The following is a 24244-nucleotide window of genomic DNA, read 5'->3' as shown; positions in this document are numbered from 1 at the left end:
AATGCTCCTCTTACTGCGAACTGGACAACCGGGACAGTCTTACATCCTCACATCACGGCGAGGATGTCCACCTGGAACACCAGCGTCGAGTTGGCGGGGATGGACTGCTGCTTCTTGTCACCGAAGCCCTGGTCCGGCGGGATGACGAGGAGCACGCGGCTGCCGGCCTTCTTGCCGACCAGACCGTCCTTGAGGCCCTTGAGGGTGACCTGCTCCAGGGCGAACTGCTGGGTCTTGCCCTGGGCGTACGTGCTGTCGAAGAGCTTGCCGTCCTTCCAGACCAGCCCCTGGTAGGCGACGGACACCGTGTCGGTGTTCTTCACCACGGCGCCGTCGCTCTCCAGGACGTAGCTGGAGACGAGCTTCTTCGGCGGGTCCGTCTTCTTCGGCATGGTGACCTTCGGCGCCTTGCCGTCGGTGTTGGTGCCGATCTTGGGCAGGTCGATGTTGTCCTGCGCGACCTCGGCGCCCTTGGCGGAGGCCGGGATGCTCTTGGCCTTCAGGATGTCCACGACGAAGACCAGCGTGGCGTTCGGCTTGATCGTGGGGGGCTGGCCCTGCGCGCCGTAACCCATGTCGGGCGGGATGACGAGCTGGACGCGGCTGCCGACCTTCTGGCCCTCCAGGCCCTTGTCCCAACCGGGGATGACCATGCCCGCGCCGAGGGTCAGCGGGAAGGGCTGCTTGCGGTCGAAGCTGTTGTCGAAGGGCTTGGTGGAGTCCCACTGCTGACCGAGGTAGTTCACCTCGATGGCGTCACCCTTCTTGAGGGTCGCAGCATCGTCCTTGCCCTTGCTCAGGACCTCTGTCTTGAGCTCCTTGGGCGGATCGCCCTCCCCCTTGGCGAGGGTGGGCTTCTCGCCGAACTTGGCTCCCGCGGTGATCGCCGGCAGTCCGTTCTTTGACGAGGTGGAGTCGGAGCCCTTGTCGTCGCCGCACGCCGCTGTCGAGAGCAGCAGCAGGGGGACGACAAGCAGGCCGGCAAGTCGGCGCACGTGTTCCTCAGATCTCAGACGGCACAGTAGTCGCCCGCCACTCTAAGGCGTGGCGCGGGCCCGGCACGAGAAACGTGCGGGGCCCGCGTCGCGTTCCGGCTGATCCGGCAAGGACCGGATCACATACCGGCGATGAGCTTTTCCACCCGGTCGTCGACCGACCGGAAGGGGTCTTTGCACAGCACGGTGCGCTGCGCCTGGTCGTTGAGCTTGAGGTGCACCCAGTCGACGGTGAAGTCCCGCCGCTGTTCCTGGGCCCGGCGGATGAAGTCACCGCGCAGCCGGGCGCGGGTCGTCTGCGGCGGCACCGACTTGCCTTCGAAGATCTTCAAGTCGTTGCAGATGCGCGCGGCTTGTCCCTTCTTCTCCAGCAGGTAATAGAGCCCGCGCCGACGGTGGATGTCGTGGTAGGCGAGGTCTATCTGGGCGACCCGGGGGTGCGACATGGTCATGTTGTGCTTGGCGCGGTAGCGCTCGATGAGTTTGTACTTCATGACCCAGTCGATTTCGGTGCCGATCCGGTCGAGGTCCTCCGCCTCGATCGCGTCCAGCGCGCGGCCCCACAGTTCGAGGACCTGCTCGACCGTGCCCGTACGGATGCCGCGGCGGTCCACGAAGTCCACGGCCTTCTCGTAGTACTCGCGCTGTACCTCTATGGCGGACGCCTCGCGGCCGCTGGCCAGGCGCACCTTGCGCTGCCCCGTGGTGTCGTGGCTGACCTCACGGATGGCCCTGATGGGGTTCTCCAGGGTGAGGTCGCGCATCACGGTGCCCGCCTCGATCATGCGCAGGACGAGGTCGGTGGCGCCGACCTTGAGCAGCATGGTCGTCTCGGACATGTTCGAGTCGCCGACGATGACGTGGAGCCTGCGGTAGCGCTCGGCGTCCGCGTGCGGTTCGTCGCGGGTGTTGATGATCGGCCGGGAGCGGGTCGTGGCGGAGCTGACGCCCTCCCAGATGTGCTCGGCGCGCTGGCTGACGCAGAAGACCGCGCCACGCGGGGTCTGGAGCACCTTGCCGGCCCCGCAGATGAGCTGTCGGGTGACGAGGAACGGGATGAGGATGTCCGCGAGCCTGGAGAACTCTCCGTGGCGGGCCACCAGGTAATTCTCGTGGCAGCCGTAGGAGTTTCCCGCAGAGTCGGTGTTGTTCTTGAAGAGATAGACGTCGCCCGCGATTCCCTCCTCGTGCAGGCGGCGTTCGGCGTCGACGAGCAGGCCTTCGAGAATGCGCTCGCCCGCCTTGTCGTGGGTGACCAGCTCGGTCACATTGTCGCATTCGGGAGTTGCGTATTCCGGATGCGATCCCACGTCGAGGTAGAGGCGGGCGCCGTTCCGCAGGAAGACATTGCTGCTGCGGCCCCATGACACAACACGGCGGAAGAGGTAGCGCGCCACTTCGTCAGGTGACAGACGGCGCTGTCCCCTGAACGTGCACGTGACGCCGTACTCGTTCTCCAGCCCGAAAATGCGGCGGTCCATGACTGAACATTACGCCTGATGGCCTGTCCTGAAACCGGGTTCGGCCGCACCGATTCGATCATTTTCGCAAGGCATTACGACAGAGTCCGTGGGAAGAGGCGTGGCGACGGGAATCGCCAGAACCCGGCGGGTGGCCAGCAGGACAAGCAGCGCGGCCACTCCGCCGCCCGCCGCGACGGCGAAACTCGCGGCCGTGCCGCCGTACTCGACGGCCGGTCCCGCCGCCCCGGTTCCCACCGCTGCGCCTACGCCGAAGGTGGTGACCAGCCAGGAGAACGCCTCGGTGACGGTGCCGCGCGGGGCGTGCCGGTCGACGACGATGAACGCGCAGGCGAGCGCGGGGGCGAGGAAGACTCCGGACACGGCGGCGAGCGCGACCATCGCGGGGATTCCGGGGGTGAGCATCAGTGGCAGGTAACCGGCCGCGAGCAGCGCCACGATGAACCGCAGCCGCCGCTCGGGGGCGCCGGCCCACTGCCGGGCGCCGTACACCAGGCCGCCGGCGAGGGCGCCGAGGCCGAGCGCCGCCATCAGCCAGCCGTACACCGCTTCCCGGCCGTGGTCGTCGGCGTAGGCGACACCCGCGACGGTGATCGAGCCCAGGGCGAGGCCGACGAAGAAGAACGACCCGAGGAGAGCCAGCAGGCCCGGGGAGCGCAGGGCGCCCAGCCAGTGCGCCTCGCGGGGCGCCGAACGCCAGGTGCGCGAAGGCTCGGAGAGTACGACGGAGAGCGCGCCCAGCACGCCTATGGCGTTGATGACGAGCAGCGCGGCGGCCGGCGACCAGAGCGCCACGAGCAGCGTGACGAGCAGGGGGCCGACCGTGAACATGATCTCCTGCGCCACCGCGTCCATGGCGTACGCCCGGTGCACCCGGTCCTCGCGGCCGAGCACGCCGGGCCACAGGGCCCGCAGGCCGCCTTCGAGGGGCGGGGTGAAGACGCCGGCGAGGGCCACGGCGGCGTACGCGAGGGGCAGCGGGTCGATGCCGGCGAAGGTGAGCAGGACCATGCCGAGGGCGGACAGGACGGCGGCGGGCAGCTGCACGCGCGGCTGCCCGAACAGGTCCACGGCGCGGCCGAGCAGCGGCTGCCCCACCGCGTTTCCGAGTCCGTACACCGCGGCGAGGCCGCCGGCGAGCGAGTAGCTGCCGCCCTCGGCGCGGGTGAGGAGCACGATCGCGATGGGGGCGGTGGCGTTCGGCAGCCGTCCCACCAGGGTTCCCGCCAGGAGGCGCGCGGCGTACCGCGTCCTCAGCAGTTCCGCGTATCCCGCGGCCATGTCTGCCCCTCTCCGCTCCGGCACCTACCGAAGTTGTACGTATAACGTCCGGTGTCATACGTACCATGAGCCAGTCCGCGTGGTCCACCTCGCGGCCCGAAGCCGTTGCTGCGGAGGCACGAGTGACCAGCCCGGACGACACCCCGGACGAGACGTACGACGCCGTCGGCGCCGAAACGCCTCCCACGCCGCCGACCAGCAGGGACGTCGCCCGCGCCGCCGGGGTCTCGCAGGCGACCGTCTCGCTCGTACTGGGCGACAAGTGGCGCGGGCGTGTGTCGGAACGCACCGCCGATCTGGTGCGCGGGGCCGCCCGGGAGCTCGGGTACCGCCCCAACCTCGCCGCCCGCAACCTGCGGCTCGGCCGGACCAGGACCGTGCTGCTCGTCGTGCCCGCGCTGACCAACGAGTTCTTCGCCCGGGTGTACGCGGGCGCCGCCCGCACAGCCGCCGAGCACGATTTCGGCGTCGTCCTCTACCCCTCTCCCGAGGGCACGGGTCCGGCCCGGGACCCCTTCGCCTCGGCGCAGGCGGCGCTGGACGGCGTCATCGCGTCCTCCATGGCCACCGGCGCCCTCGGCGCCATCCGGGGCGCGGGGCTGCCGCTGGTCATGCTCGACAGCGACCCGGCGGACACGGGCGCCGCCGCCCACGTGAACCTCGACATCGCCGACGGCATGCGCCAGGTGACGGAGCATCTGCTGGGCCTGGGACACCGGCGGTTCGTCCATCTCGCGTCGGCCGTGGCGTCCTGGACGTTCGACGTACGCGCCCGCGCCCTCCGCGACGAGCTGCGCCGCCGGGCCCCGGACGCCGTCGTACGCTCCGTGCCCGCGCCCCTGGACGTACACGGAGCCAGGAAGGCCGCGGAAGGGGCCCTGACCGGCCCGGGGCCGCGGCCGACGGCGCTGGTCTGTGACGACGACATCGTCGCGGCGGGCGCCTGCAAGGCGGTACGCCGACTGGGACTGCGGGTGCCCGAGGACGTCTCGGTCACCGGCTTCGACGACCTCGCCCTGGCGACGGCCGTGGAGCCGGAACTGACGACCGTGCGGCTGCCCGCCGAGCAGGTCGGAGAGCGGGGCATGGCCGCGCTGCTGGCCGTCCTGGACGGCCGGCGGCCCGAGGGCGGCGACATCCCCGTGGAGCTGATGGCGCGCGGCTCCACCGCACGCGCCTGACGCACCGCCGGGTCATGCGTGTGCCCCGGACCGCCGGCGGCCCGGGGCACCGAACGATTCCGTCCGCAGCCGCTACTCCTCGGTGTCCGACGGGGTGTCGGTGGGTGTGGCCGCGTCGCCGTCCGCCTCCAGCAGGCGGGCGAGCTGACGGCCGACGATGCGCTTGAACTTCCGCTCCTGCGGGCGCGTACGGTCCAGGACCGCCACCTCGAGCCGCTCGGCGGGGATCTCCCGCTCGCTGCCGTTGGTGTCCCGGGACAGTGCCTGTACGGCCAGCTTGAGCGCCTCCGCCAGCGTCATCCCGTCCCGGTGGCGCTGGTCGAGGAAGCTGCTGATCTGCTCCGCGTTGCCGCCGACCGCGACCGAGCCGTGCTCGTCCACGATCGAACCGTCGTGGGGCAGCCGGTAGATCTGGTCGCCCTCGGGGCGGGCCCCGACCTCGGCGACGACCAGCTCCACCTCGTAGGGCTTCTCCGCGTTGCTGGAGAAGATCGTGCCCAGCGTCTGCGCGTAGACGTTGGCGAGCCCACGGGCCGTCACGTCTTCGCGGTCGTAGGTGTATCCGCGCAGATCGGCGTACCGGACGCCGCCGATCCGCAGGTTCTCGTACTCGTTGTACTTGCCGGCCGCGGCGAAGCCGATCCGGTCGTAGATCTCGCTGAACTTGTGCAGCGCGCGGGACGGGTTCTCGCCGACGAATACGATGCCGTCGGCGTATTGCAGCACGACAAGGCTGCGACCGCGGGCGATGCCCTTGCGGGCGTATTCCGCCCGGTCGGCCATGGCCTGCTGGGGTGAGACATAGAACGGCGTCGACACCGGCTATCCGTCCCTTTCTGTCGTTGTCACGTTGATTCCAAGGACAGGAGCCGTCAGAGGAGCGCGGCCCGGGGACCGTCGGGCTGCTCCAGCCGCCGCTCGAGGATCGAGCGCGCCAGCTCGGAGGACTCCGCCTCGGTGAGCCTCCGGAACCCCTCTTCGGTGATCACGGTGACGATCGGGTAGATACGGCGGGCCACGTCCGGGCCGCCGGTCGCCGAGTCGTCGTCGGCCGCGTCGTACAGCGCCTGGACCACCAGCGTGGTCGTCTGCTGTTCCGTCAGGTCCTCGCGGTAGAGCTTCTTCATCGAGCCGCGGGCGAAGATGGAACCGGATCCGGTCGCCGCGTATCCCTGCTCCTCGGAGCGGCCGCCCGTCACGTCGTACGAGAAGATGCGGCCCTTCTCACGGTCGACGTCCCAGCCCGCGAAGAGGGGCACGACGGCCAGGCCCTGCATGGCCATGCCCAGGTTGCTGCGGATCATCGTGGAGAGCCTGTTCGCCTTGCCCTCCAGGGAGAGCTGGGCGCCTTCCACCTTCTCGAAGTGTTCGAGCTCCAGCTGGAAGAGCCTCACCATCTCCACCGCGAGACCGGCGGTGCCGGCGATGCCCACCGCCGAGTACTCGTCGGCGGGGAAGACCTTCTCGATGTCGCGCTGGGCGATCATGTTGCCCATGGTGGCCCGCCGGTCACCGGCGAGCACCACGCCGCCGGGGAACGAGGCGGCGACGATCGTCGTGCCGTGCGGTGCCTCTATGACGCCCTTGACGGGCGGCAGGACGCGCCTTCCCGGCAGCATCTCGGGCGCGTGGTCACCCAGGAAGTCCATGAATGACGACGAGCCCGGCGTCAGGAAGGCTGCCGGCAGACGCCCGGTGCTACGAGGGTTGGCTTCCACGCGTTTCCTTCCGGATAGGCGGCGGCCCGCCGCTGGGAGGCCGGGCCGGTCTTACGAACTGTGCACGGACCATACCCGTACGGTCGCCGGTCATCCGTCCCGGTGTGCCGGACCTGGGTCCGGGGCCACCGGGACGGACAACGGGCGGGACAACGGGCCTTACTCCCCGCCCTTTTGGACGAAGGAGCGCACGAAGTCCTCGGCGTTCTCCTCGAGCACGTCGTCGATCTCGTCGAGGACGGAGTCGACGTCGTCCGAGAGCTTCTCCTGGCGCTCCTTGAGGTCCTCCGAAGCCTGCGCGTCCTGCGCGGTCTCCTCGGCCTCCCCGGTGGAACGCGTCGCCTTCTGCTGTCCGCCGTCGGTGTCCTTGGTCGCCATCTCTACCTCACCCCGCTCGCTCGGTTCGATGTCCTTGATCAGACCCTACAAGCGGGGTCTGACATCCGCGCCGTACTTTCACAACGCGTGGGGATCACCTCGATGATTCCCACTCGCCGGCCCTTTCAGCCGCCCGAGAGCACCCGGACCAGGTCTTCCGCCGTCCTGCACCGGTCGAGAAGCTCCTTGACGTGATTACGTGTACCGCGCAACGGTTCCAGCGTGGGCACGCGCTGGAGCGAGTCCCGGCCCGGCAGGTCGAAGATCACCGAGTCCCAGGAGGCCGCGGCGACATCGTCCGCGTACTGCTCCAGGCAGCGGCCGCGGAAATAGGCCCTGGTGTCCTCAGGAGGCTTCGTACCGGCCCGCAGGACCGCTTCCTCGTCCAGTAGCCGCTTCATCTTCCCGCGGGCCGCCAGGCGGTTGTACAGCCCCTTCTCGGGCCGCACGTCGGCGTACTGGAGGTCCACCAGATGCAGCCTCGGCGCGTCCCAGTCCACGCTGTCGCGCCTGCGGTAGCCCTCGAGGATTTCCCGCTTGGCGATCCAGTCGAGCTCGCCCGACAGGCTCATCGGGTCGTTCTCCAGCCTGTTCAGGACGTCCTCCCAGCGGGACAGGACGTCCTTGGTCTGGTCGTCCGCGTCGACGCCGAACCGCTCCTCGACGTACTTGCGCGCCAGTTCGAAATACTCCATCTGAAGCTGGACGGCGGTGAGTGTCCGGCCGCTGCGCAGCGTGATCAGCCGTTGCAGCGTCGGGTCGTGCGAGACCTGGTGCAGGGTGCGCACCGGCTGGTCGATCGCCAGGTCGACGTTGATGAAGCCGTCCTCGATCATGGACAGCACCAGGGACGTCGTGCCCAGCTTCAGGTACGTCGAGATCTCGGAGAGGTTCGCGTCGCCGATGATCACGTGCAGCCTGCGGTACTTCTCGGCGTCGGAGTGCGGCTCGTCGCGGGTGTTGATGATGGGGCGCTTGAGCGTGGTCTCCAGGCCGACCTCGACCTCGAAATAGTCGGCGCGCTGGCTGATCTGGAAGCCGTGCTCGTGGCCGTCCTGGCCGACGCCCACCCGGCCGGCGCCCGTGACGACCTGCCGTGACACGAAGAACGGCGTCAGGTGGCGCACGATGTCCGAGAAGGGGGTCTCCCGCTTCATCAGGTAGTTCTCGTGCGTGCCGTAGGAGGCGCCCTTGTTGTCGGTGTTGTTCTTGTAGAGGTGGATCGGCTGGGCGCCGGGGAGCTGGGCGGCCCGCTCGGCGGCCTCCGCCATGATCCGCTCGCCGGCCTTGTCCCAGAGGACGGCGTCCAGCGGATTGGTGACCTCCGGTGAGCTGTACTCGGGGTGCGCGTGGTCCACGTACAGCCGCGCGCCGTTCGTCAGGATGACATTGGCCAGGCCGATGTCCTCGTCCGTGAGCTGACTGTTGTCGGCGGCCTCCCGGGCGAGGTCGAAGCCTCGCGCGTCCCGCAGCGGATTCTCCTCCTCGAAGTCCCAGCGGGCGCGCCGCGCCCGGTGCATCGCCGCCGCGTAGGCGTTGACGATCTGGGACGAGGTGAGCATGGCATTGGCGTTGGGGTGGCCGGGGACGGAGATCCCGTACTCCGTCTCGATGCCCATTACTCGCCGTACGGTCATGCGGCCCTCCTTGCCCGGCGTCGCCCCCGGACGGGGGCGGCACTCAAGTACCGCTTGTTCTCCGGTGCGTGTGCGGTGCCCGGCCCCGCACTGCGCGACTCGGCGGTACCGAAGAGCCTAGAACGCCTCTGCCCTGGTAGGGAGATCAATTCCGTCATTGCTCTGGTGTGGTCGGTGTGGCGGCCGGTGTGGCTGGAAAGCAACCGGCTGCGGATGCCCGGGCGGGCACCCGCAGCCGGTCTGCGATCTACAGGTACTGACCGGTGTTTGCCACCGTGTCGATGGAGCGCCCGGTGTCCGCACCCTGTTTTCCGGTGACGAGCGTGCGGATGAATACAATCCGCTCGCCCTTCTTTCCGGAGATTCGGGCCCAGTCGTCCGGGTTGGTGGTGTTCGGCAGGTCCTCGTTCTCCTTGAACTCGTCCACGCAAGCCTGGAGGAGGTGGGAGACCCGGAGGCCCTTCTGGTTCTGGTCGAGGAATGCCTTGATGGCCATCTTCTTGGCCCGGTCGACGATGTTCTGGATCATCGCGCCGGAATTGAAGTCCTTGAAGTACAGGACTTCCTTGTCGCCGTTCGCGTACGTGACCTCGAGGAAGCGATTTTCCTCGGACTCGGCGTACATCTGCTCGACGACCGACTGGATCATGCCGTGGACCGCGGCCTCCCTGGAGCCGGTGTGCTCGGCCAGGTCGTCCGCGTGCAGCGGCAGGGTGGAGCGGAGGTACTTCGCGAAGATGTCCTTCGCCGCCTCCGCGTCCGGACGCTCGATCTTGATCTTGACGTCGAGCCGGCCGGGCCGCAGGATCGCGGGGTCGATCATGTCCTCGCGGTTGGAGGCGCCGATGACGATGACGTTCTCCAGGCCCTCCACACCGTCGATCTCGGCGAGCAGCTGCGGAACGATGGTGTTCTCCACGTCCGAGCTGACACCCGAGCCACGGGTGCGGAAGAGCGACTCCATCTCGTCGAAGAAGACGATGACGGGGGTACCCTCGCTCGCCTTCTCCCGCGCACGCTGGAAGACCAGGCGGATGTGCCGCTCGGTCTCACCGACGTACTTGTTGAGGAGCTCAGGGCCCTTGATGTTGAGGAAGTAGCTCTTCCCCGCGGGCTGGCCGGTCACCTCGGCGACCTTCTTGGCAAGGGAGTTGGCGACGGCTTTCGCGATCAGCGTCTTGCCGCAGCCGGGCGGACCGTAGAGCAGGATGCCCTTCGGCGGTCGCAGTTCGTGCTCCTTGAAGAGGTCGGGGTAGAGGTACGGCAGCTCGACCGCGTCGCGGATCAGCTCGATCTGGTTGCCCAGACCGCCGATCTTGTCGTAGTCGACGTCCGGGACCTCTTCGAGGACGAGCTCCTCGACCTCGCTCTTGGGGATGACTTCGTAGACGTAGCCGGACCTGGGCTCCAGCAGCAGGGCATCGCCGGGGCGGATGGTGACGTCCATCAGCGGCTCGGCGAGCCGCACCACCCGTTCCTCGTCGGTGTGCCCCAGCACCAGGGCGCGCTCGCCGTCCTCAAGGATCTCCTTGAGGGTGACGATTTCCCCGGCCCGCTCGAACTCCATGGCCTCGACCACGTTGAGGGCCTCGTTGAGCATGACCTCCTGGCCACGCCGGAGCTCTTCGAGCTCCACGCTGGGGCTGACGTTCACCCGCAGCTTGCGGCCGCCGGTGAAGATGTCGGCCGTGCCGTCCTCGTTCGCCACGAGGAAGACACCGAAGCCGGCCGGCGGCTGCGCAAGCCGGTCGACTTCTTCCTTGAGGGCCACGATCTGGTCGCGGGCCTCGCGGAGCGTATTGGCGAGCCGCTCGTTCTGCGCGGACACGCCGGCCAAGTTGGTCTGCAGCTCGACGATCCGCTCTTCGAGAATCCTCGTATGACGCGGAGAGTCGGCGAGCTTGCGGCGCAGGACGGCGATTTCCTGCTCGAGATAGGCAACCTGGCCGGCGGGGTCCTCAGACCCTCGCCCCGGCCGGATGCCGCGGTTGATGTCGTCGTCGTGGGCTGCCACGGTCCTCACCTCCTCCAAGGGGAGCTGGACGCTTCCTGACCCTACCTGGGCGGGTGCGGGTTGAAACCCCTAGATCACAAAGACTGCGGGGTGTGTCCGATCTTCACCCTTGCGTACTCCCTCACACCAGGGGAATACCCACCCATCAACATCGGAAAGCGGCCGGTTGTATCGTCGAAGTGTTCAACACCCGTCAGGGCTGGCTCCAATTGCTACAACCGCGCAGAAAACGGCAGGAGATACGACCGTGCAGCAGAAGGCTCCCACCGACGACGGCGCACAGACCGGCGACCCTCTCGAGGTGTGGATCGACCAGGACCTCTGCACCGGGGACGGCATCTGTGTCCAGTACGCCCCGGAGGTCTTCGAGCTCGACATCGACGGCCTGGCCTACGTGAAGAGCCCCGCCGACGAGCTGCTCCAGAGTCCCGGCGCCACAACGCCCGTCCCCCTGACCCTTCTCAACGACGTCGTCGACTCCGCCAAGGAGTGCCCGGGCGACTGCATCCACGTACGGCGGGTTTCGGACCGGGTGGAAGTCTACGGACCCGACGCGGAGTGACGGATCACATACTGCGCGCGTCCGGCACGACGGTCCGGGCGAACTTGCCGCCCTTCCACTGCCACTTGACCCTCTCCCGCCGGTCCGGGCAGCAGCGCGGCACCTCCGGCGACGAGTAGCCGAGGAGGGTCGCGGAGACCGTGCCCGCGCGCACAGCGAGGTCGGTGACACCCACCCCGTCCGCCGGGTCCACCAGGGTCGCGACGACGCGCGAAGGTCCCGTGAGTACGAAGACGCCGCTCGGCGGGGTGCCGATTCCCGACACGCAGCGCACGACCGCCACCGTCTCGGGCCGTCCGTCGCCGTCGAGGTCGCCGGAGCCCTGCTTCACCACCCCGGGCTTGTGGCCGCGGCAGTCCAGTGGGAACACGGCGCTCGACGCGTCGGGGGCGGCCGGCGGGGCGGTATCAGCCGGTCCGGCGGCGGCGGGGGCCGTCTGGGACGCGGTGGCGGCTTCCGGCTGGAGCAGGCCGGCCACGGCGACGACCGCGGCCATGGCGGCGGCGGTGGCGAGCCAGTGCACCGGGCGGGGCCGGGTGTGCGCGAGGTCCAGGGCGGCGGGGGTCTGCACGCGGGGTGTCTCCTGGGAGCTGTACCGGTGGGTGGCGAGCATCGTGCCACACGTCACAGCCGGACGGAATGGCAGGGTCCGAACCGTAACGGAAAAGCGCCGCCACCGAGTTCCCCGGTCGGTCGGGGAACTCGGTGGCGGCGCTGGCTCGTTGCCGGATCAGCCGCGGGAGGCCGACCCGCTCTCGCTTCCGGGTCCCGTGTAGTCCTCGCCGTACGCGCCCTTGGCGGGGCGGCGGCGGCGCAGCGGGGGCTCCACGCCGTCCGCGAGGCGGCGGGCGGTGAGGAGGAAGCCGGTGTGGCCGATCATCCGATGGTCGGGGCGGACGGCCAGGCCCTCGACGTGCCAGTTGCGGATCATCGACTCCCAGGCGGTCGGCTCCGCGAAGCAGCCGATCTCGCGGATGGACTCGACGGTGCGCGCGAGCTGCGTGGTGGTGGCCACGTAGCAGCAGAGGATGCCGCCGGGCACGAGCGCCTTGCGCACGACCTCCAGGCACTCCCACGGAGCGAGCATGTCCAGGATCACGCGGTCGACGTCGGTGTCGGACAGGTTGTCCTGGAGGTCGCCGACGGTGAGCTGCCAGGCGGGGTGCGGACCGCCGAAGTAGCGCTCCACGTTCTGCGTGGCGATCTCGGCGAAGTCCTCGCGGCGCTCGTAGGAGTGCAGCATGCCCTGGTCACCGATGGCGCGCAGCAGGAAGCTGCTCAGCGAGCCGGAGCCGACCCCCGCCTCGACGACGCGGGCGCCGGCGAAGATGTCGGCGAAGGCCAGGATCTGCCCCGCGTCCTTGGGGTAGACCACGGCGGCACCGCGGGGCATGGACAGGACATAGTCGGGGAGCAGGGGGCGCAGCGCGAGGTAGGCGACGTTTCCCGTGGTACGGACAACACTGCCCTCGGGAGCACCGATCAGCTCGTCGTGGGGGAAGGAACCCTTGTGGGTGTGGAAATTCTTCCCGGCCTCGAGCGTGAACGTGTAGTGGCGTCCCTTGGGGTCGGTGAGCTGGACCTGGTCCCCGACCTGGAAGGGGCCGCGACGTCGGGCGGCACCGGTCGGTTCGGACATGTGACCAGCCTACCGGTCTTTTGGGGGGCCGATTCGCCGCGGTGCGCCGCCGGAGGGTCGCGGCCTGCCCGCCGCCGCGCGCGGGCCGTGGCACGGCCTGTCCGCCGGCGCGCACGTGCCGTGGGCTGCTACTGCGGGCGGGCCATGGCCGACACGAAGGCGCGCTCCACGTCGGCGGTGGACAGCACGCCGTAGATCTCGCCCGTCTCCTCGACCACCAGGTACTCGGTTGCGGGTGCGGCGCGCAGACGCTCCAGCAGGGCCTCGCCCGCCAGCTCGGCCGCGATCTTCATGTCCTCGGTGAGGTCCTGCGCGAGCCCGCTCACCGCCACCCACGGCCTGCGGTGTTCCGGTACACCGACGATGGCCGCCTCCCGGACGACGCCGGTCGGCTCCCCCTGGCCGTCGACGACGACCAGCGCGCGGGCCCCGGCCGCGTTGGCGCGGCGCAGGGCTTCGGAGAGCGGCGTGGCGGATTCGACGGGGACTGCGCGCCGGGTGAGCGTACGGGCCCGCAGGTCGGGGAGGTGTTCGCGCAGCCGGGCCATGCGCAGGCTGTTGCCCGCGCCGGTCCAGATGATCGCGGCGAGGATGGCCGCGAGCAGGGCGTCGGTGACGGTCTCCATGCCACCGATGTCCTCGGTGGAGTTGCCGAGGGCGCCGGTGTGGGTGAGCAGCGGGAGGCCGATGAGGACGGCGACGGCGAGCGCCCTGCCGACCCAGGCGGCGGCGATGGTGCCGCTCATCGGCTTGCCGGTGATCTTCCATACGACGGCCCGGAGCATCCGGCCGCCGTCCAGCGGCAGACCGGGCAGCAGGTTGAAGGCTGCGACGATGAGGTTGGAGATCATCAGTCCGGCCAGCAGGACGCCGGGCACGGTGCCGGGCTCCACGATCCGCATGCCGGCGTAGAACACTCCGCCCAGGACGAGCGAGAGCAGCGGGCCGACGAAGGCGAGGACGAACTCGCGCCCCGGGGTCTCCGACTCCTTCTCGATCTCCGACACTCCGCCGAAGAACTGGAGCTGGATGCGGCGCACCGGCAGCTTGAAGCGCAGCGCCGCGACCGTGTGGGCCAGTTCGTGGACCAGTACGGAGGCGTAGAAGGCGACGGCGAAGAAGAGGGAGACCAGATAGCGGAGGTTGCCCAACTCCGGGAGAACACGGTCGAGCTGACCGCCGAAGACCCACGTGATGAGCGCCGCGACGAGGAACCAGCTGGGGGCGACGTAGACGGGCACGCCGAACGGGCGGCCCATGAGGAGGCCGCCGCCCGGCTCGCGCGGGCGCTGCGGCTTGCCGCCGCTCCCGTCGCTCTCGCCGCGCTTGTCGCGCTCGCCGCTCTCGTTCACAGGGGCCCTTCGTTCGCAGGCGTCCTCGCGCCGCGTCCGCCGGCCACGCAGCGCGAGAGGGGTCTGCCGTCGATGGTATGCGGACTGCCGCCTGACGCTCCGCCTCGGCTCCCGTTTTGAGGCCATTGATGCCGGACCTGCCAGTGGTGGGTCTTAGGGTCTTGGGCATGACTACGAGTTCCGGTCGGGCCGACGCTGCCCAGCGCCCCATGTCGCTCTCCCCCTCGCGGGCGAGCGATTTCATGCAGTGCCCGCTGCTCTACCGGTTCCGGGTGATCGACAAGCTGCCCGAGAAGCCGAGCGAGGCGGCGACCCGGGGGACGCTGGTGCACGCCGTGCTGGAGCGGCTCTTCGACGCCCCGGCGCCGGAGCGCACGGCCGGGCGGGCCAGGGCGCTGGTGCCCGGGCAGTGGAACCGGCTGCTGGAGTCGAAGCCCCAGCTCACGGAGCTGTTCGCGGAGGACCCCGAGGGCGAGCGGCTGGCGCGCTGGCTGGTGGAGGCGGAGGAGCTCGTCGAGCGGTGGTTCACCCTGGAGGACCCGACCCGGCTGGAGCCGGCCGAGCGGGAGCTCTTCGTCGAGACGGAGCTGGAGTCGGGGCTGCGGCTGCGCGGCATCATCGACCGGGTGGACGTGGCGCCGTCGGGCGACGTGCGGATCGTCGACTACAAGACGGGCAAGGCGCCGCGGCCGGAGTACGCCGAGGGCGCTCTGTTCCAGATGAAGTTCTACGCGCTGGTGATCTGGCGGTGGAAGGGCGTCGTACCGCGCCGGCTTCAGCTCGTGTACCTCGGCAGTGGGGACGTGCTGACGTACGACCCGGCCGAGGCGGACCTGGAGCGGGTGGAGCGCAAGCTGCTGGCGCTGTGGGAGGCCATCAGGGAAGCCACCGAGACGGGTGACTGGCGCCCGCGCCCGACGAAGCTGTGCGGCTGGTGCGACCACCGGGCGCACTGCCCTGAATTCGGCGGCACTCCCCCGGCGTACCCGCTGCCCGTCGCGCTGACCGTGCGCCCGGCCGATCCGGCCGAGGAGGGCCAGGGCAGAATGGGGCCGGTCTAGAGAAGGAGACTCCGTGGCTATCCGCGTCCTACTGGTCGACGACCAGCCCCTGCTGCGCACCGGCTTCCGGATGATTCTGGAGGCCGAGCAGGATCTCGCGGTCGTCGGTGAGGCCGGAGACGGTCTCCAGGCACTCGACCAGGTCCGGGCGCTTCAGCCCGATGTCGTGCTGATGGACATCCGGATGCCGCGGATGGACGGCGTGGAGGCGACCCGTCAGATCACCGGTCCGGGCAAGGACGGCCCGGCGAAGGTGCTGGTGCTGACCACCTTCGACCTCGACGAGTACGTCGTGGAGGCGCTGCGCGCCGGGGCCAGCGGCTTCCTGCTGAAGGACGCGCCCGCCACCGAGCTCGTGCAGGCGATCCGGGTGGTGGCCGCGGGCGAGGCGATGCTGGCGCCCAGCATCACGCGCCGGCTGCTCGACAAGTACGCGGACCACCTGCCGTCCGGCGACGAGCAGGTTCCGGACACGCTCCACACCCTGACCGACCGTGAGGTCGAAGTGCTGAAGCTGGTGGCCCGCGGCCTGTCCAACGCGGAGATCGCCGCCGATCTCTTCGTGAGCGAGACGACCGTGAAGACACATGTGGGACACGTGCTGACGAAGCTCGGCCTGCGCGACCGCGTACAGGCCGCGGTGTACGCGTACGAGAGCGGCCTGGTCAGGCCCGGCGCCCAGTAGCACCGGCGAAGGAACGGACGCCGGACCCGGCCCGAGGGGGCCGCGTCCGGCGTCGTTCGTACGGGGCCGACGGCTGGGCTCAGCCCTTGCTGATCTCCCAGAACCGGAAGACCGTCGACGCGTCCAGGGTCCACTCCAGGCCCGAGATGTCGTCGTAGGCGACGGCGTACTGCTTGCCCTGCCACAGCGGGATGATCGGCACCTCGTCGGCGACGATCTCCTGGAGCTTGCCGAAGTCCTCCTCCGCCATGGGGCGGTCGGTGGCGGCGGCGGTGTCCGGGATGATCCCGCCGGTGATCCGGCGGTTCTCGTAGTTGTTGGCGAGGACGTTGTCCTTGCCGAAGAACGGCTGGGTGAAGTTGTCCGGGTCCGGATAGTCGGGGACCCAGCCCTTCACGTACACGCCGTACTTGCCGGCCGCGATGTTCTTCTCGTACTGCTCGATCTCGACCGACTCGACCGTCGCGTCGAAGAGGCCGCTCGAGTTGAGCTGCTTGGCGATGGCCTCGAACTCCTGCACCGTGGCGGGTCCGTAACGGCTGGGCGTCGCCCAGAGGGTGACCTTCACCTTGTCGGTGATGCCCGCGCCGCGCAGGGCCTGCTTGGCCTTGGCGGGCTGCGGGCTGCCGCCGTAGGTGTCGAAGAACGCCGTGTTGTGGGCGCCGATGCCGCTCGGGATGATCGAGTACAGCGGGGTGGCCGTGGACTGGTAGACGTCCCGCACCAGCGCGTCGCGGTCGATGAGGAACGCCATCGCCTTGCGCACGGCGGGCTTGCCGACGACCGGGTCGTTCACGTTGAAGACCAGGTGCTGGACCTCGGCACTGGAGCCCTCGACGACCTCGATGCCCGTGTCCTCCCCGGCCTTCGCGTTCTCGAGCTCGGCGATGTCACCGGCCATCAGGCCACGGTAGGCGATGTCCACGTCGCGCCGCTTGAGCGAGGCGGCCAGGGCCTTCTGGTCACCGTGGAAGAACTTCATGGTGACGCCGTTGTTCTTCGTCTCGGCGGTCCCCTTGTAGTTCTCGTTGACGGAGAAGGACGCGTCGGCGCGGCCGAAGGAGTCGAGTGTGTACGGACCCGAGCCGACTGCCTTGCTGTCGGTGCGCAGCTTGTCGAAGGCGTACTCGCGGTGGTCGACGATGGAGCCGGCGCCCGAGGCGATCTTGCTCGGGAACGTGGCGTCGGGCACCTTCAGGCGGAAGATGATGTTCTTCTCGTCCGGCGTCTCGATCGTGTCGATGGAGCCGAGCATGACCGCCGCGGGGCCGGCCTTGTCATTGATCTTCAGCGAACGCTCGAAGGAGTACTTGACGTCCTTCGTGGTCAGGTCGTTGCCGTTGCTGAACTTCAGGCCGTCGCGCAGCGTGCAGCGGAAGACCGTGCTGGCGCCCTTGTCGAAGTCGCACTTCTCCGCGGCTTCGGGCTGCGGTACCGAACTGCCCTTGGGGAAGCTCAGCAGCGACTGGAAGACGTTGTTGAACAGCAGCCAGGAGCCCGGGTCGTAACCCGATGCCGGGTCGGTGGCCAGCACCTCGTCCGACATTCCGATGACCACACCGCCGTCAGTGCCCCCCGAGCCGCCCTTCTCGGTGCCACAACCGCTGAGCAGCCCCGCCGCCAGTCCCGCAGCAAGCGGGGCCGTCAGCCACTGATTACGCCTTTTCACTGATCCTTGCCTCACAGATTCGATGAATTACCTACCGGCGACGCGGTCTTCGCGGCCCGGCTTCTGAAGGACTACTGCCTGCCGGCGTCAGGCGACGCCGCGGCCCAGCTCCCACAGCTGAAGGTCGGCCGAGGAATTGACGGCCCATTCGACGCCGGTGATGTCGTCGCGCGCGGCGACGTACTGCTTGCCCTGCCACAGCGGCAGCACCGGTACGTCGTTGGCGACGATCTCCTGGATGCGCTCGAACGGCCCCGCGGCCGCCGCCCGGTCGGCCGCGCGGCGCGACTCGGGGATGAGCTTGTTCCTGGCCTCGCTGTTCACGTACGGGGAGTTGAGGAAGTTGTCCTCGTCCAGGAACGGCGCGACGTAGTTGTCGGCGTCCGGGAAGTCGGGGAACCAGCCCATGCCGTAGACGGCGTACTCGCCGCGCTTCTGGCTGTCACGGAACTTCGACCACTCGGTGCCCTTGATGTCGGCGTCGAAGAGGTTCGTGGAGTTGAGCTGCTCCTGGAGCACCTCGAACTCCTTCTTCGTCGCCGGACCGTAGTGGTCGGTCGTGTAGTTCAGCGTCAGCTTCACCGGCGTGCTGATGCCGGCCGAGCGCAGGATGCCGGCGGCCTTGGGCCGGTTGGGCTCGCCGTACTTGTTGAAGAAGGCGTTCCGGTGTCCGGTGATGGTGTTCGGGATGAGCGAGTACAGCGGCTCGGCCGTCGCCGGGTAGACCTTGCTCGCGAGGTCCCCCCGGTCGACGACGGCGGCCAGGGCCTGGCGCACCGCCCTGCTCTTGACCGTGGAGTCCTCGGTGTCGAAGCCGAGGTAGCGGATTTCCAGGCCGGGCATCTCGATGAGGTCGATACCCTCGGCCGGGTTCTCCGACAGGTCCTTGATCTGCTCGGGCTGGAGGGTGCGCGTCATCAAACTGATGTCGCCGTCCTTCAGCGCCTTCTCCATGGACTCCGTGTCGGCGAACGACCGCAGTTCGATCTTGTCGTTCTTGAGCTCCAAGTCGCCCTTGTACTGGGGGTTCTTGGTGAAGACCGCCTTGACGACCCGGTCGCCCTCGGTCTCGGTCGTCAGCGTGTACGGGCCCGAACCGTCGGCGTCGAAGCCGTCGCGGAGCTTGTCCGCCTTGTACGTGCCGGAGTCGACGATGGCCGCGGCGGGCGTCGCGATCTTGTACGGGAACGTGGCGTCCGGCGTCCGGAGGTGGAAGACGATCTCGTGGTCGCCGTTGGTCTCGATCGTGTCGATGTTCGAGAGCAGCGCGACCGGACCGTTGTTGTTCTTGATCTTCAGCACGCGCTCGACCGAGAACTTGACGTCCTCCGCGGTGAGCGCGTCGCCGTCGGCGAACTTGAGGCCGCTGCGCAGGGTGCAGCGGAAGCTCTCGTTCTGGGTGTCCGTGAAACCGCACTTCGACGCAGCGTCCGGTACCGGCTCGCCGCCGCCGCGCGGCACGTGCATCAGCATCTGGACGGTCTGCCGCAGGACGTTCCAGGCCCCCGCGTCGTAGGCGAACGCCGGGTCGAAGGGGGCCGGAGCGTCCTTCGTGGCCACGAACTGGTCCGTGGTGCCCACGACAATGGCGTCACCGCCCTTGCCGCCGCCGTCCGGGGCGCCGCACGCGGCGAGCACCGGGGCGAGCAGGCCGATCACGGCCGGCAGCACCAGAGTCTTGCGGTTCATCCTGGACGTTCTCCCTCATCCGGCACTGAGTTTCAGCGTGTACGGGATACTCCGCCGCGGCCGCCCGGTCGGGGCGGTGCGATCGGGCCGGGATCAGAGCGATCGGTTCTGTGGTACCAGCAACTGGTTGAGCGCTGGAGCACATGGTGGTGCGGCGAAGTTCTCGTGTTGAGATTAGTGGGAATCGCCGGGGAGGCCGGACCAGGGCGGCGCCGCCCCGTTATCGGCAGGTGCTCAGGCGGGCCCGCGGGTCGGCACGGCGGGGCGGGCATGATTCGTACACCGCTCCACCAATCGGGACACATGGACGTCAAATATGGGCCCTCAAGGGCGTTTTGGCGTCGGCGGGCGCTGCCGAGGGCGGCCCGTGGGTGACAAAGGTCACCCATTGAATACTTTTGTTCGGGTGTGTATTTCTATTTGTTCGCGTCACGCAAAATGAACGGTCCAATGCCGAGAGTTTCCGCTCAATAGCGAAAGCACGCTCGGTGCACAGATCAGTTCATTCTTGTGATGAGGGTCGTGAGAAAAGCGAGATCGACTTCTTCCAGCGATCCCACGACCACCCGGCCGCGCGCGGGCGCGATGGGCGCGACGGACGGGACGGCCACCACCCGGCACCCGGCGGCCTCGGCGGCCGCCACACCGGTCGCCGTGTCCTCGACGACCGCGCATCGGCCCGGAGTGGCCCCCAGCAGCGCCGCGGCGTGCAGGTACGGGTCCGGGTGCGGCTTCGTACGCGCCACCTCGTCGCCCGCGACCGTGAGGGTGAACATGTCGCGGCCCAGCGTCTCCAGGACGCGGTCGATGATGCGCCGGTGCGAGGCGGAGACGAGGGCGGTGGGCACCTCGTGGGCGGCCAGTTCCGCCAGCAGCCGCGCCGCGCCGGGCATCAGCGGCACTCCGCGCCCGATACGCTTCTCGAAGCGGTCGTTGAGCAGCACGGTGACCTCGGGCAGGGTGATGTCCGCGCCGGTGACCTCGATGAGGTAACCCGCACTGCGGGTCATCGGCCCGCCGACGACCACGTCGCGCCACGCCTCGTCCAGCACATGCCCGAGGTCCGCGAAGACCTCCGCCTCGACCTCCCACCAGAAACCCTCGGTGTCCACCAGGGTGCCGTCCATGTCGAGGAAGACCGCCTGGAGTGCCGAGCCTTCGGCCGTACGGGTACTGGGCGCGGGGACGGTACTGGTCATCCGGGCACACCTCCTGGAGGGACGAGAAGGCCGGCCGTCTCCCCAGGTGGGAAGGCGACCGGCCTGCGCTGGACCGACCAGTGTACGACGCGTGGGGGCCTATCGCGCGTTGAAGTACTTCGCCTCGGGGTGGTGGATGACGATCGCGTCGGTGGACTGCTCCGGGTGGAGCTGGAACTCCTCCGACAGGTGGACGCCGATCCGCTCCGGCTGGAGCAGCTCGGCGATCTTCGCGCGGTCCTCCAGGTCCGGGCACGCCCCGTAACCGAGCGAGAAGCGCGCGCCCCGGTATTTCAGAGCGAACATATCCTCGACGGCGTCCGGGTCCTCGGCCCCGAAGCCGAGCTCGCTGCGGACGCGGGCGTGCCAGTACTCGGCCAGCGCCTCGGCCAACTGGACGGACAGGCCGTGCAGTTCCAAGTAGTCGCGGTAGGAGTTCGATTCGAACAGCTCGGCCGTGGCCTCACCGATCTTCGAGCCCACGGTGACGACCTGGAGGCCGACCACGTCCGTCTCGCCGGACTCCTCCGGGCGGAAGAAGTCCGCGAGGCACAGGCGGCGGCCGCGGCGCTGGCGCGGGAAGGTGAAGCGGGTGCGCTCGGATCCGTCGTCGTTGAGGAGGATCAGGTCGTCGCCCTTGGAGTGGCAGGGGAAGTAGCCGTAGACCACGGCGGCTTCGAGCAGGTTCCTGGTGTGGAGCTGCTCCAGCCAGCCGCGCAGCCGCGGGCGGCCCTCGGTCTCCACGAGCTCCTCGTACGTCGGCCCGTCGCCGGTCCGTGCCTGCTTGAGGCCCCACTGGCCCTTGAACAGCGCGCCCTCGTCGAGCCAGGAGGCGTACTCCTGCAGGCCGATGCCCTTGACGACCCGGGTGCCCCAGAACGGCGGCTGTGGAATCCGGTTGTCGACGGACACGTCGGACCGTACGGAGCCTTCCGGCTCGTCGACCTCCAGCACGGCGGCCGTGGCCTTCGTCGGGACGCGGCGCTGCTTGAGCTCGGGGAGCTTCGCGCCGGGGACGCCGCGCTTGACGCCGATAAGGGCGTCCATCAGGCGCAGTCCCTCGAACGCGTCGCGGGCGTAGCGGACTTCGCCCTCGTAGATCTCGTGCAGATCCTGTTCGACGTACGCCCTCGTCAGGGCCGCGCCGCCGAGGATGACCGGGAAGTCGGCGGCCATCTTGCGCTGGTTGAGCTCCTGGAGGTTCTCCTTCATGATCACGGTGGACTTGACCAGGAGGCCCGACATGCCGATGACGTCGGCCCTGTGCTCCTCGGCGGCTTCCAGGATCGCGGAGACGGGCTGCTTGATGCCGAGGTTGACGACGGTGTAGCCGTTGTTGGACAGGATGATGTCGACGAGGTTCTTGCCGATGTCGTGGACGTCGCCGCGGACGGTGGCCAGCACGATCGTGCCCTTGCCCTCGTCGTCCGTCTTCTCCATGTGCGGCTCCAGGTAGGCCACCGCTGTCTTCATGACCTCGGCGGACTGGAGTACGAACGGCAGCTGCATCTGGCCGGAGCCGAACAGCTCGCCGACGACCTTCATGCCCTCCAGCAGCGTGTCGTTGACGATGTCCAGGGCCGGGCGCTCGGTCAGGGCCTCGTCGAGGTCCGCCTCCAGGCCCTTCTTCTCGCCGTCGATGATGCGGCGCTGGAGGCGCTCGTCGAGCGGCAGGGCGAGGAGTTCCTCGGCCTTGCCGGCCTTCATCGACTTGGTGTCGACGCCCTCGAAGAGCTCCAGGAACCGCTGGAGCGGGTCGTAGCCCTCCTCACGACGGTCGTGGATCAGGTCCAGGGCGACCTTGATCTGCTCCTCGTCGAGGCGGGCGATCGGCAGGATCTTGCTGGCGTGCACGATCGCCGAGTCCAGCCCCGCCTTCACGCACTCGTCGAGGAAGACGGAGTTCAGGACGATGCGGGCGGCCGGGTTGAGGCCGAAGGAGATGTTCGACAGGCCGAGGGTGGTCTGTACGTCGGGGTGGCGCCGCTTGAGTTCACGGATGGCCTCGATCGTGTTGACACCGTCCTTGCGGGACTCCTCCTGCCCGGTGCAGATGGTGAAGGTGAGGCAGTCGATGAGGATGTCCGACTCGTGGATGCCCCAGTTGCCGGTCAGGTCGGCGATGATGCGCTCGGCGACAGCGACCTTGTGCTCGACCGTGCGGGCCTGGCCCTCCTCGTCGATGGTCAGCGCCATCAGCGCGGCGCCGTGCTCCCGCGCCAGCGCGGTGACCTTCTGGAACCGGGACTCGGGACCGTCGCCGTCCTCGTAGTTGACCGAGTTGATGACCGCGCGCCCGCCGAGCTTCTCCAGGCCGGCCCGCAGGACGTCCAGCTCGGTGGAGTCCAGCACGATGGGCAGGGTGGAGGCGGTGGCGAAGCGGCCCGCCAGTTCCGCCATGTCGGCGGCGCCGTCACGGCCCACGTAGTCGACGCACAGGTCGAGCATGTGCGCGCCCTCGCGGATCTGGTCGCGGGCCATCTCCACGCAGTCGTCCCAGCGGCCCTCCAGCATGGCCTCGCGGAACTTCTTCGAGCCGTTGGCGTTCGTACGCTCGCCGATGGCCAGGTACGACGTGTCCTGACGGAAGGGGACGGTCTGGTAGAGCGAGGCGGCACCGGGCTCGGGGCGCGGGTCGCGCGCGGTCGGGGTGAGGTCGCGTACGCGCTCGACGACCTGGCGCAGGTGCTCGGGCGTCGTACCGCAGCAGCCGCCCACCAGGGAGAGGCCGTAGTCGCGTACGAACGCCTCCTGGGCGTCGGCCAGCTCCTCGGCCGACAGCGGGTAGTGCGCGCCGTTCTTGCCGAGAACGGGAAGGCCGGCGTTGGGCATGGCGGAGATCGGGACGCGCGAGTGGCGGGCGAGGTAGCGCAGGTGCTCGCTCATCTCGGCCGGGCCGGTGGCGCAGTTCAGGCCGATCATGTCGATGCCGAGCGGCTCCAGCGCGGTGAGCGCGGCGCCGATCTCGGAGCCCAGCAGCATGGTGCCGGTCGTCTCGACCGTCACGGAACAGATCAGGGGGACGCTGACGCCGGCCACGTCCATGGCGCGGCGGGCGCCGATGATCGCGGACTTGGTCTGGAGCAGGTCCTGGGTGGTCTCCACCAGGAGCGCGTCCGCGCCGCCCGCGAGCATGCCTTCGGCGTTCTGCTGGTAGGCGTCGCGCAGCGTGATGTACGGGGCGTGGCCCAGCGTCGGCAGCTTGGTGCCGGGGCCCATGGAGCCGAGGACCCAGCGCTGGCGGCCGTCCCTGGCCGCGAACTCGTCGGCTACCTCGCGGGCGATGCGGGCGCCCGACTCGGACAGCTCGAAGACGCGCTCGGGGATGTCGTACTCGGCGAGGGCGGCGAAGTTCGCGCCGAAGGTGTTGGTCTCGACGCAGTCCACGCCGACCGCGAAGTACTCCTCGTGGACGGTGCGCACGATGTCGGGGCGGGTGATGTTGAGGATCTCGTTGCAGCCTTCGAGGTTCTCGAAGTCGTCGAGGCTGGGGTCCTGCGCCTGAAGCATGGTTCCCATCGCCCCGTCGGCGACCACTACACGGCTGGCGAGTGCTTCGCGGAGGGCGTCGGCGCGGCTGCTGTGCCTGGCAGGCGTGGGGGTTGGCAACGAGGCCATGGATCTGCTCCCTGGGGTGCGACGGCTGTCGGCTTTGCGTCTTCCCGGCGGAAGGCGCACCTGGCCAGCGTAGCCGTGACCCCGT

At 69.1% G+C, this 24244-nt stretch carries 19 protein-coding genes; 4 read left to right on the top strand and 15 right to left on the bottom strand.

Features of this window, described 5'->3' with window-relative positions; translation table 11 throughout:
• Positions 1–47: 47 nt before the first annotated feature.
• The 3 genes from AS594_RS27790 to AS594_RS27780 form a co-directional block, all read right to left on the bottom strand.
• Positions 48–995: an FKBP-type peptidyl-prolyl cis-trans isomerase gene (locus AS594_RS27790; protein WP_069929581.1), complete on the bottom strand. Its 948-nt coding sequence runs from the start codon at positions 993–995 to the stop codon at positions 48–50.
• 119 nt (positions 996–1114) lie between these two features.
• Entirely contained in the window at positions 1115–2476 is a 1362-nt protein-coding gene (pafA, locus tag AS594_RS27785; protein WP_069929580.1) for a Pup--protein ligase, read from the bottom strand.
• A gap of 9 nt (positions 2477–2485) precedes the next feature.
• A complete protein-coding gene (locus AS594_RS27780; RefSeq protein WP_069929579.1) occupies positions 2486–3757 on the bottom strand; it encodes an MFS transporter in 1272 nt (423 codons plus the stop codon).
• 65 nt (positions 3758–3822) lie between these two features.
• Between AS594_RS27780 and AS594_RS27775 the strand changes: the two genes are divergently transcribed.
• Positions 3823–4938: a LacI family DNA-binding transcriptional regulator gene (locus AS594_RS27775; RefSeq protein ID WP_079144374.1), complete on the top strand. Its 1116-nt coding sequence runs from the start codon at positions 3823–3825 to the stop codon at positions 4936–4938.
• Positions 4939–5010: 72 nt separating this feature from the next.
• On the opposite strand, the gene prcA is transcribed toward AS594_RS27775, so the two are convergent.
• The 5 genes from prcA to arc form a co-directional block, all read right to left on the bottom strand.
• Entirely contained in the window at positions 5011–5757 is a 747-nt protein-coding gene (prcA, locus tag AS594_RS27770) for a proteasome subunit alpha (RefSeq protein ID WP_037650577.1), read from the bottom strand.
• 53 nt (positions 5758–5810) lie between these two features.
• Positions 5811–6656 carry a proteasome subunit beta gene (gene prcB, locus AS594_RS27765; RefSeq protein ID WP_069929577.1) on the bottom strand — a complete coding sequence of 282 codons (846 nt, stop codon included), beginning with the start codon at positions 6654–6656 and terminating at the stop codon, positions 5811–5813.
• A 159-nt stretch (positions 6657–6815) separates the two neighbouring features.
• A complete protein-coding gene (locus tag AS594_RS27760; RefSeq protein ID WP_069929576.1) occupies positions 6816–7034 on the bottom strand; it encodes a ubiquitin-like protein Pup in 219 nt (72 codons plus the stop codon).
• Between the two features lie 125 nt (positions 7035–7159).
• Positions 7160–8671 (bottom strand): depupylase/deamidase Dop, encoded by a 1512-nt coding sequence (gene dop, locus AS594_RS27755; RefSeq protein ID WP_338120185.1) that lies wholly within the window; start codon positions 8669–8671, stop codon positions 7160–7162.
• A gap of 247 nt (positions 8672–8918) precedes the next feature.
• Positions 8919–10685: a proteasome ATPase gene (gene arc, locus AS594_RS27750; RefSeq protein WP_069930830.1), complete on the bottom strand. Its 1767-nt coding sequence runs from the start codon at positions 10683–10685 to the stop codon at positions 8919–8921.
• Between the two features lie 247 nt (positions 10686–10932).
• Here arc and AS594_RS27745 point away from each other — a divergent pair, with 247 nt between their 5' ends.
• On the top strand, positions 10933–11247 hold the full coding sequence (locus tag AS594_RS27745) for a ferredoxin (RefSeq protein ID WP_069929574.1): 315 nt from the start codon (positions 10933–10935) through the stop codon (positions 11245–11247).
• Between the two features lie 4 nt (positions 11248–11251).
• On the opposite strand, the gene AS594_RS27740 is transcribed toward AS594_RS27745, so the two are convergent.
• The 3 genes from AS594_RS27740 to AS594_RS27730 all read right to left on the bottom strand — a co-directional run bounded on the left by AS594_RS27740 (position 11252) and on the right by AS594_RS27730 (position 14238).
• On the bottom strand, positions 11252–11818 hold the full coding sequence (locus AS594_RS27740; RefSeq protein WP_069930829.1) for a hypothetical protein: 567 nt from the start codon (positions 11816–11818) through the stop codon (positions 11252–11254).
• Between the two features lie 159 nt (positions 11819–11977).
• Positions 11978–12886 carry a tRNA (adenine-N1)-methyltransferase gene (locus tag AS594_RS27735; protein WP_069929573.1) on the bottom strand — a complete coding sequence of 303 codons (909 nt, stop codon included), beginning with the start codon at positions 12884–12886 and terminating at the stop codon, positions 11978–11980.
• Positions 12887–13014: 128 nt separating this feature from the next.
• Positions 13015–14238, bottom strand: a complete 1224-nt coding sequence (locus tag AS594_RS27730; protein WP_069929572.1) for a site-2 protease family protein — start codon at positions 14236–14238, stop codon at positions 13015–13017.
• A gap of 167 nt (positions 14239–14405) precedes the next feature.
• On the opposite strand from AS594_RS27730, the gene AS594_RS27725 reads away from it, so the two are divergent.
• Both AS594_RS27725 and AS594_RS27720 read left to right on the top strand, forming a co-directional pair.
• Positions 14406–15299, top strand: coding sequence for a RecB family exonuclease (locus AS594_RS27725; RefSeq protein ID WP_069929571.1), 894 nt, complete (start codon positions 14406–14408; stop codon positions 15297–15299).
• 13 nt (positions 15300–15312) lie between these two features.
• The gene (locus AS594_RS27720; RefSeq protein ID WP_069929570.1) at positions 15313–15984 is read left to right on the top strand and encodes a response regulator; all 672 of its coding nucleotides are present in this window, start codon (positions 15313–15315) and stop codon (positions 15982–15984) included.
• 79 nt (positions 15985–16063) lie between these two features.
• On the opposite strand, the gene AS594_RS27715 is transcribed toward AS594_RS27720, so the two are convergent.
• The 4 genes from AS594_RS27715 to metH form a co-directional block, all read right to left on the bottom strand.
• Positions 16064–17653 (bottom strand): ABC transporter substrate-binding protein, encoded by a 1590-nt coding sequence (locus tag AS594_RS27715; RefSeq protein WP_069929569.1) that lies wholly within the window; start codon positions 17651–17653, stop codon positions 16064–16066.
• An 87-nt stretch (positions 17654–17740) separates the two neighbouring features.
• On the bottom strand, positions 17741–19342 hold the full coding sequence (locus AS594_RS27710; RefSeq protein WP_069929568.1) for an ABC transporter substrate-binding protein: 1602 nt from the start codon (positions 19340–19342) through the stop codon (positions 17741–17743).
• A gap of 497 nt (positions 19343–19839) precedes the next feature.
• Entirely contained in the window at positions 19840–20541 is a 702-nt protein-coding gene (locus AS594_RS27705; protein WP_069929567.1) for an HAD family hydrolase, read from the bottom strand.
• 99 nt (positions 20542–20640) lie between these two features.
• Positions 20641–24159, bottom strand: a complete 3519-nt coding sequence (gene metH / locus AS594_RS27700; protein WP_069929566.1) for a methionine synthase — start codon at positions 24157–24159, stop codon at positions 20641–20643.
• Positions 24160–24244 lie beyond the last annotated feature (85 nt).

The organism is Streptomyces agglomeratus, assembly GCF_001746415.1.
In the GTDB taxonomy this organism is placed as follows: Bacteria; Actinomycetota; Actinomycetes; order Streptomycetales; family Streptomycetaceae; genus Streptomyces; species Streptomyces agglomeratus.
Note: the sequence above shows the minus strand (reverse complement) of the source record. Positions and strands in the feature narration are given on the sequence as shown.

Coding starts and splice junctions, on each gene's coding strand:
- pafA (WP_069929580.1), bottom strand. CDS start 2,476: ATGGACCGCCGCATTTTCGGGCTGGAGAACGAGTACGGCGTCACGTGC.
- AS594_RS27780 (WP_069929579.1), bottom strand. CDS start 3,757: ATGGCCGCGGGATACGCGGAACTGCTGAGGACGCGGTACGCCGCGCGC.
- AS594_RS27775 (WP_079144374.1), top strand. CDS start 3,823: ATGAGCCAGTCCGCGTGGTCCACCTCGCGGCCCGAAGCCGTTGCTGCG.
- AS594_RS27760 (WP_069929576.1), bottom strand. CDS start 7,034: ATGGCGACCAAGGACACCGACGGCGGACAGCAGAAGGCGACGCGTTCC.
- dop (WP_338120185.1), bottom strand. CDS start 8,671: ATGACCGTACGGCGAGTAATGGGCATCGAGACGGAGTACGGGATCTCC.
- AS594_RS27735 (WP_069929573.1), bottom strand. CDS start 12,886: ATGTCCGAACCGACCGGTGCCGCCCGACGTCGCGGCCCCTTCCAGGTC.
- AS594_RS27725 (WP_069929571.1), top strand. CDS start 14,406: ATGACTACGAGTTCCGGTCGGGCCGACGCTGCCCAGCGCCCCATGTCG.
- AS594_RS27710 (WP_069929568.1), bottom strand. CDS start 19,342: ATGAACCGCAAGACTCTGGTGCTGCCGGCCGTGATCGGCCTGCTCGCC.
- AS594_RS27705 (WP_069929567.1), bottom strand. CDS start 20,541: ATGACCAGTACCGTCCCCGCGCCCAGTACCCGTACGGCCGAAGGCTCG.
- metH (WP_069929566.1), bottom strand. CDS start 24,159: ATGGCCTCGTTGCCAACCCCCACGCCTGCCAGGCACAGCAGCCGCGCC.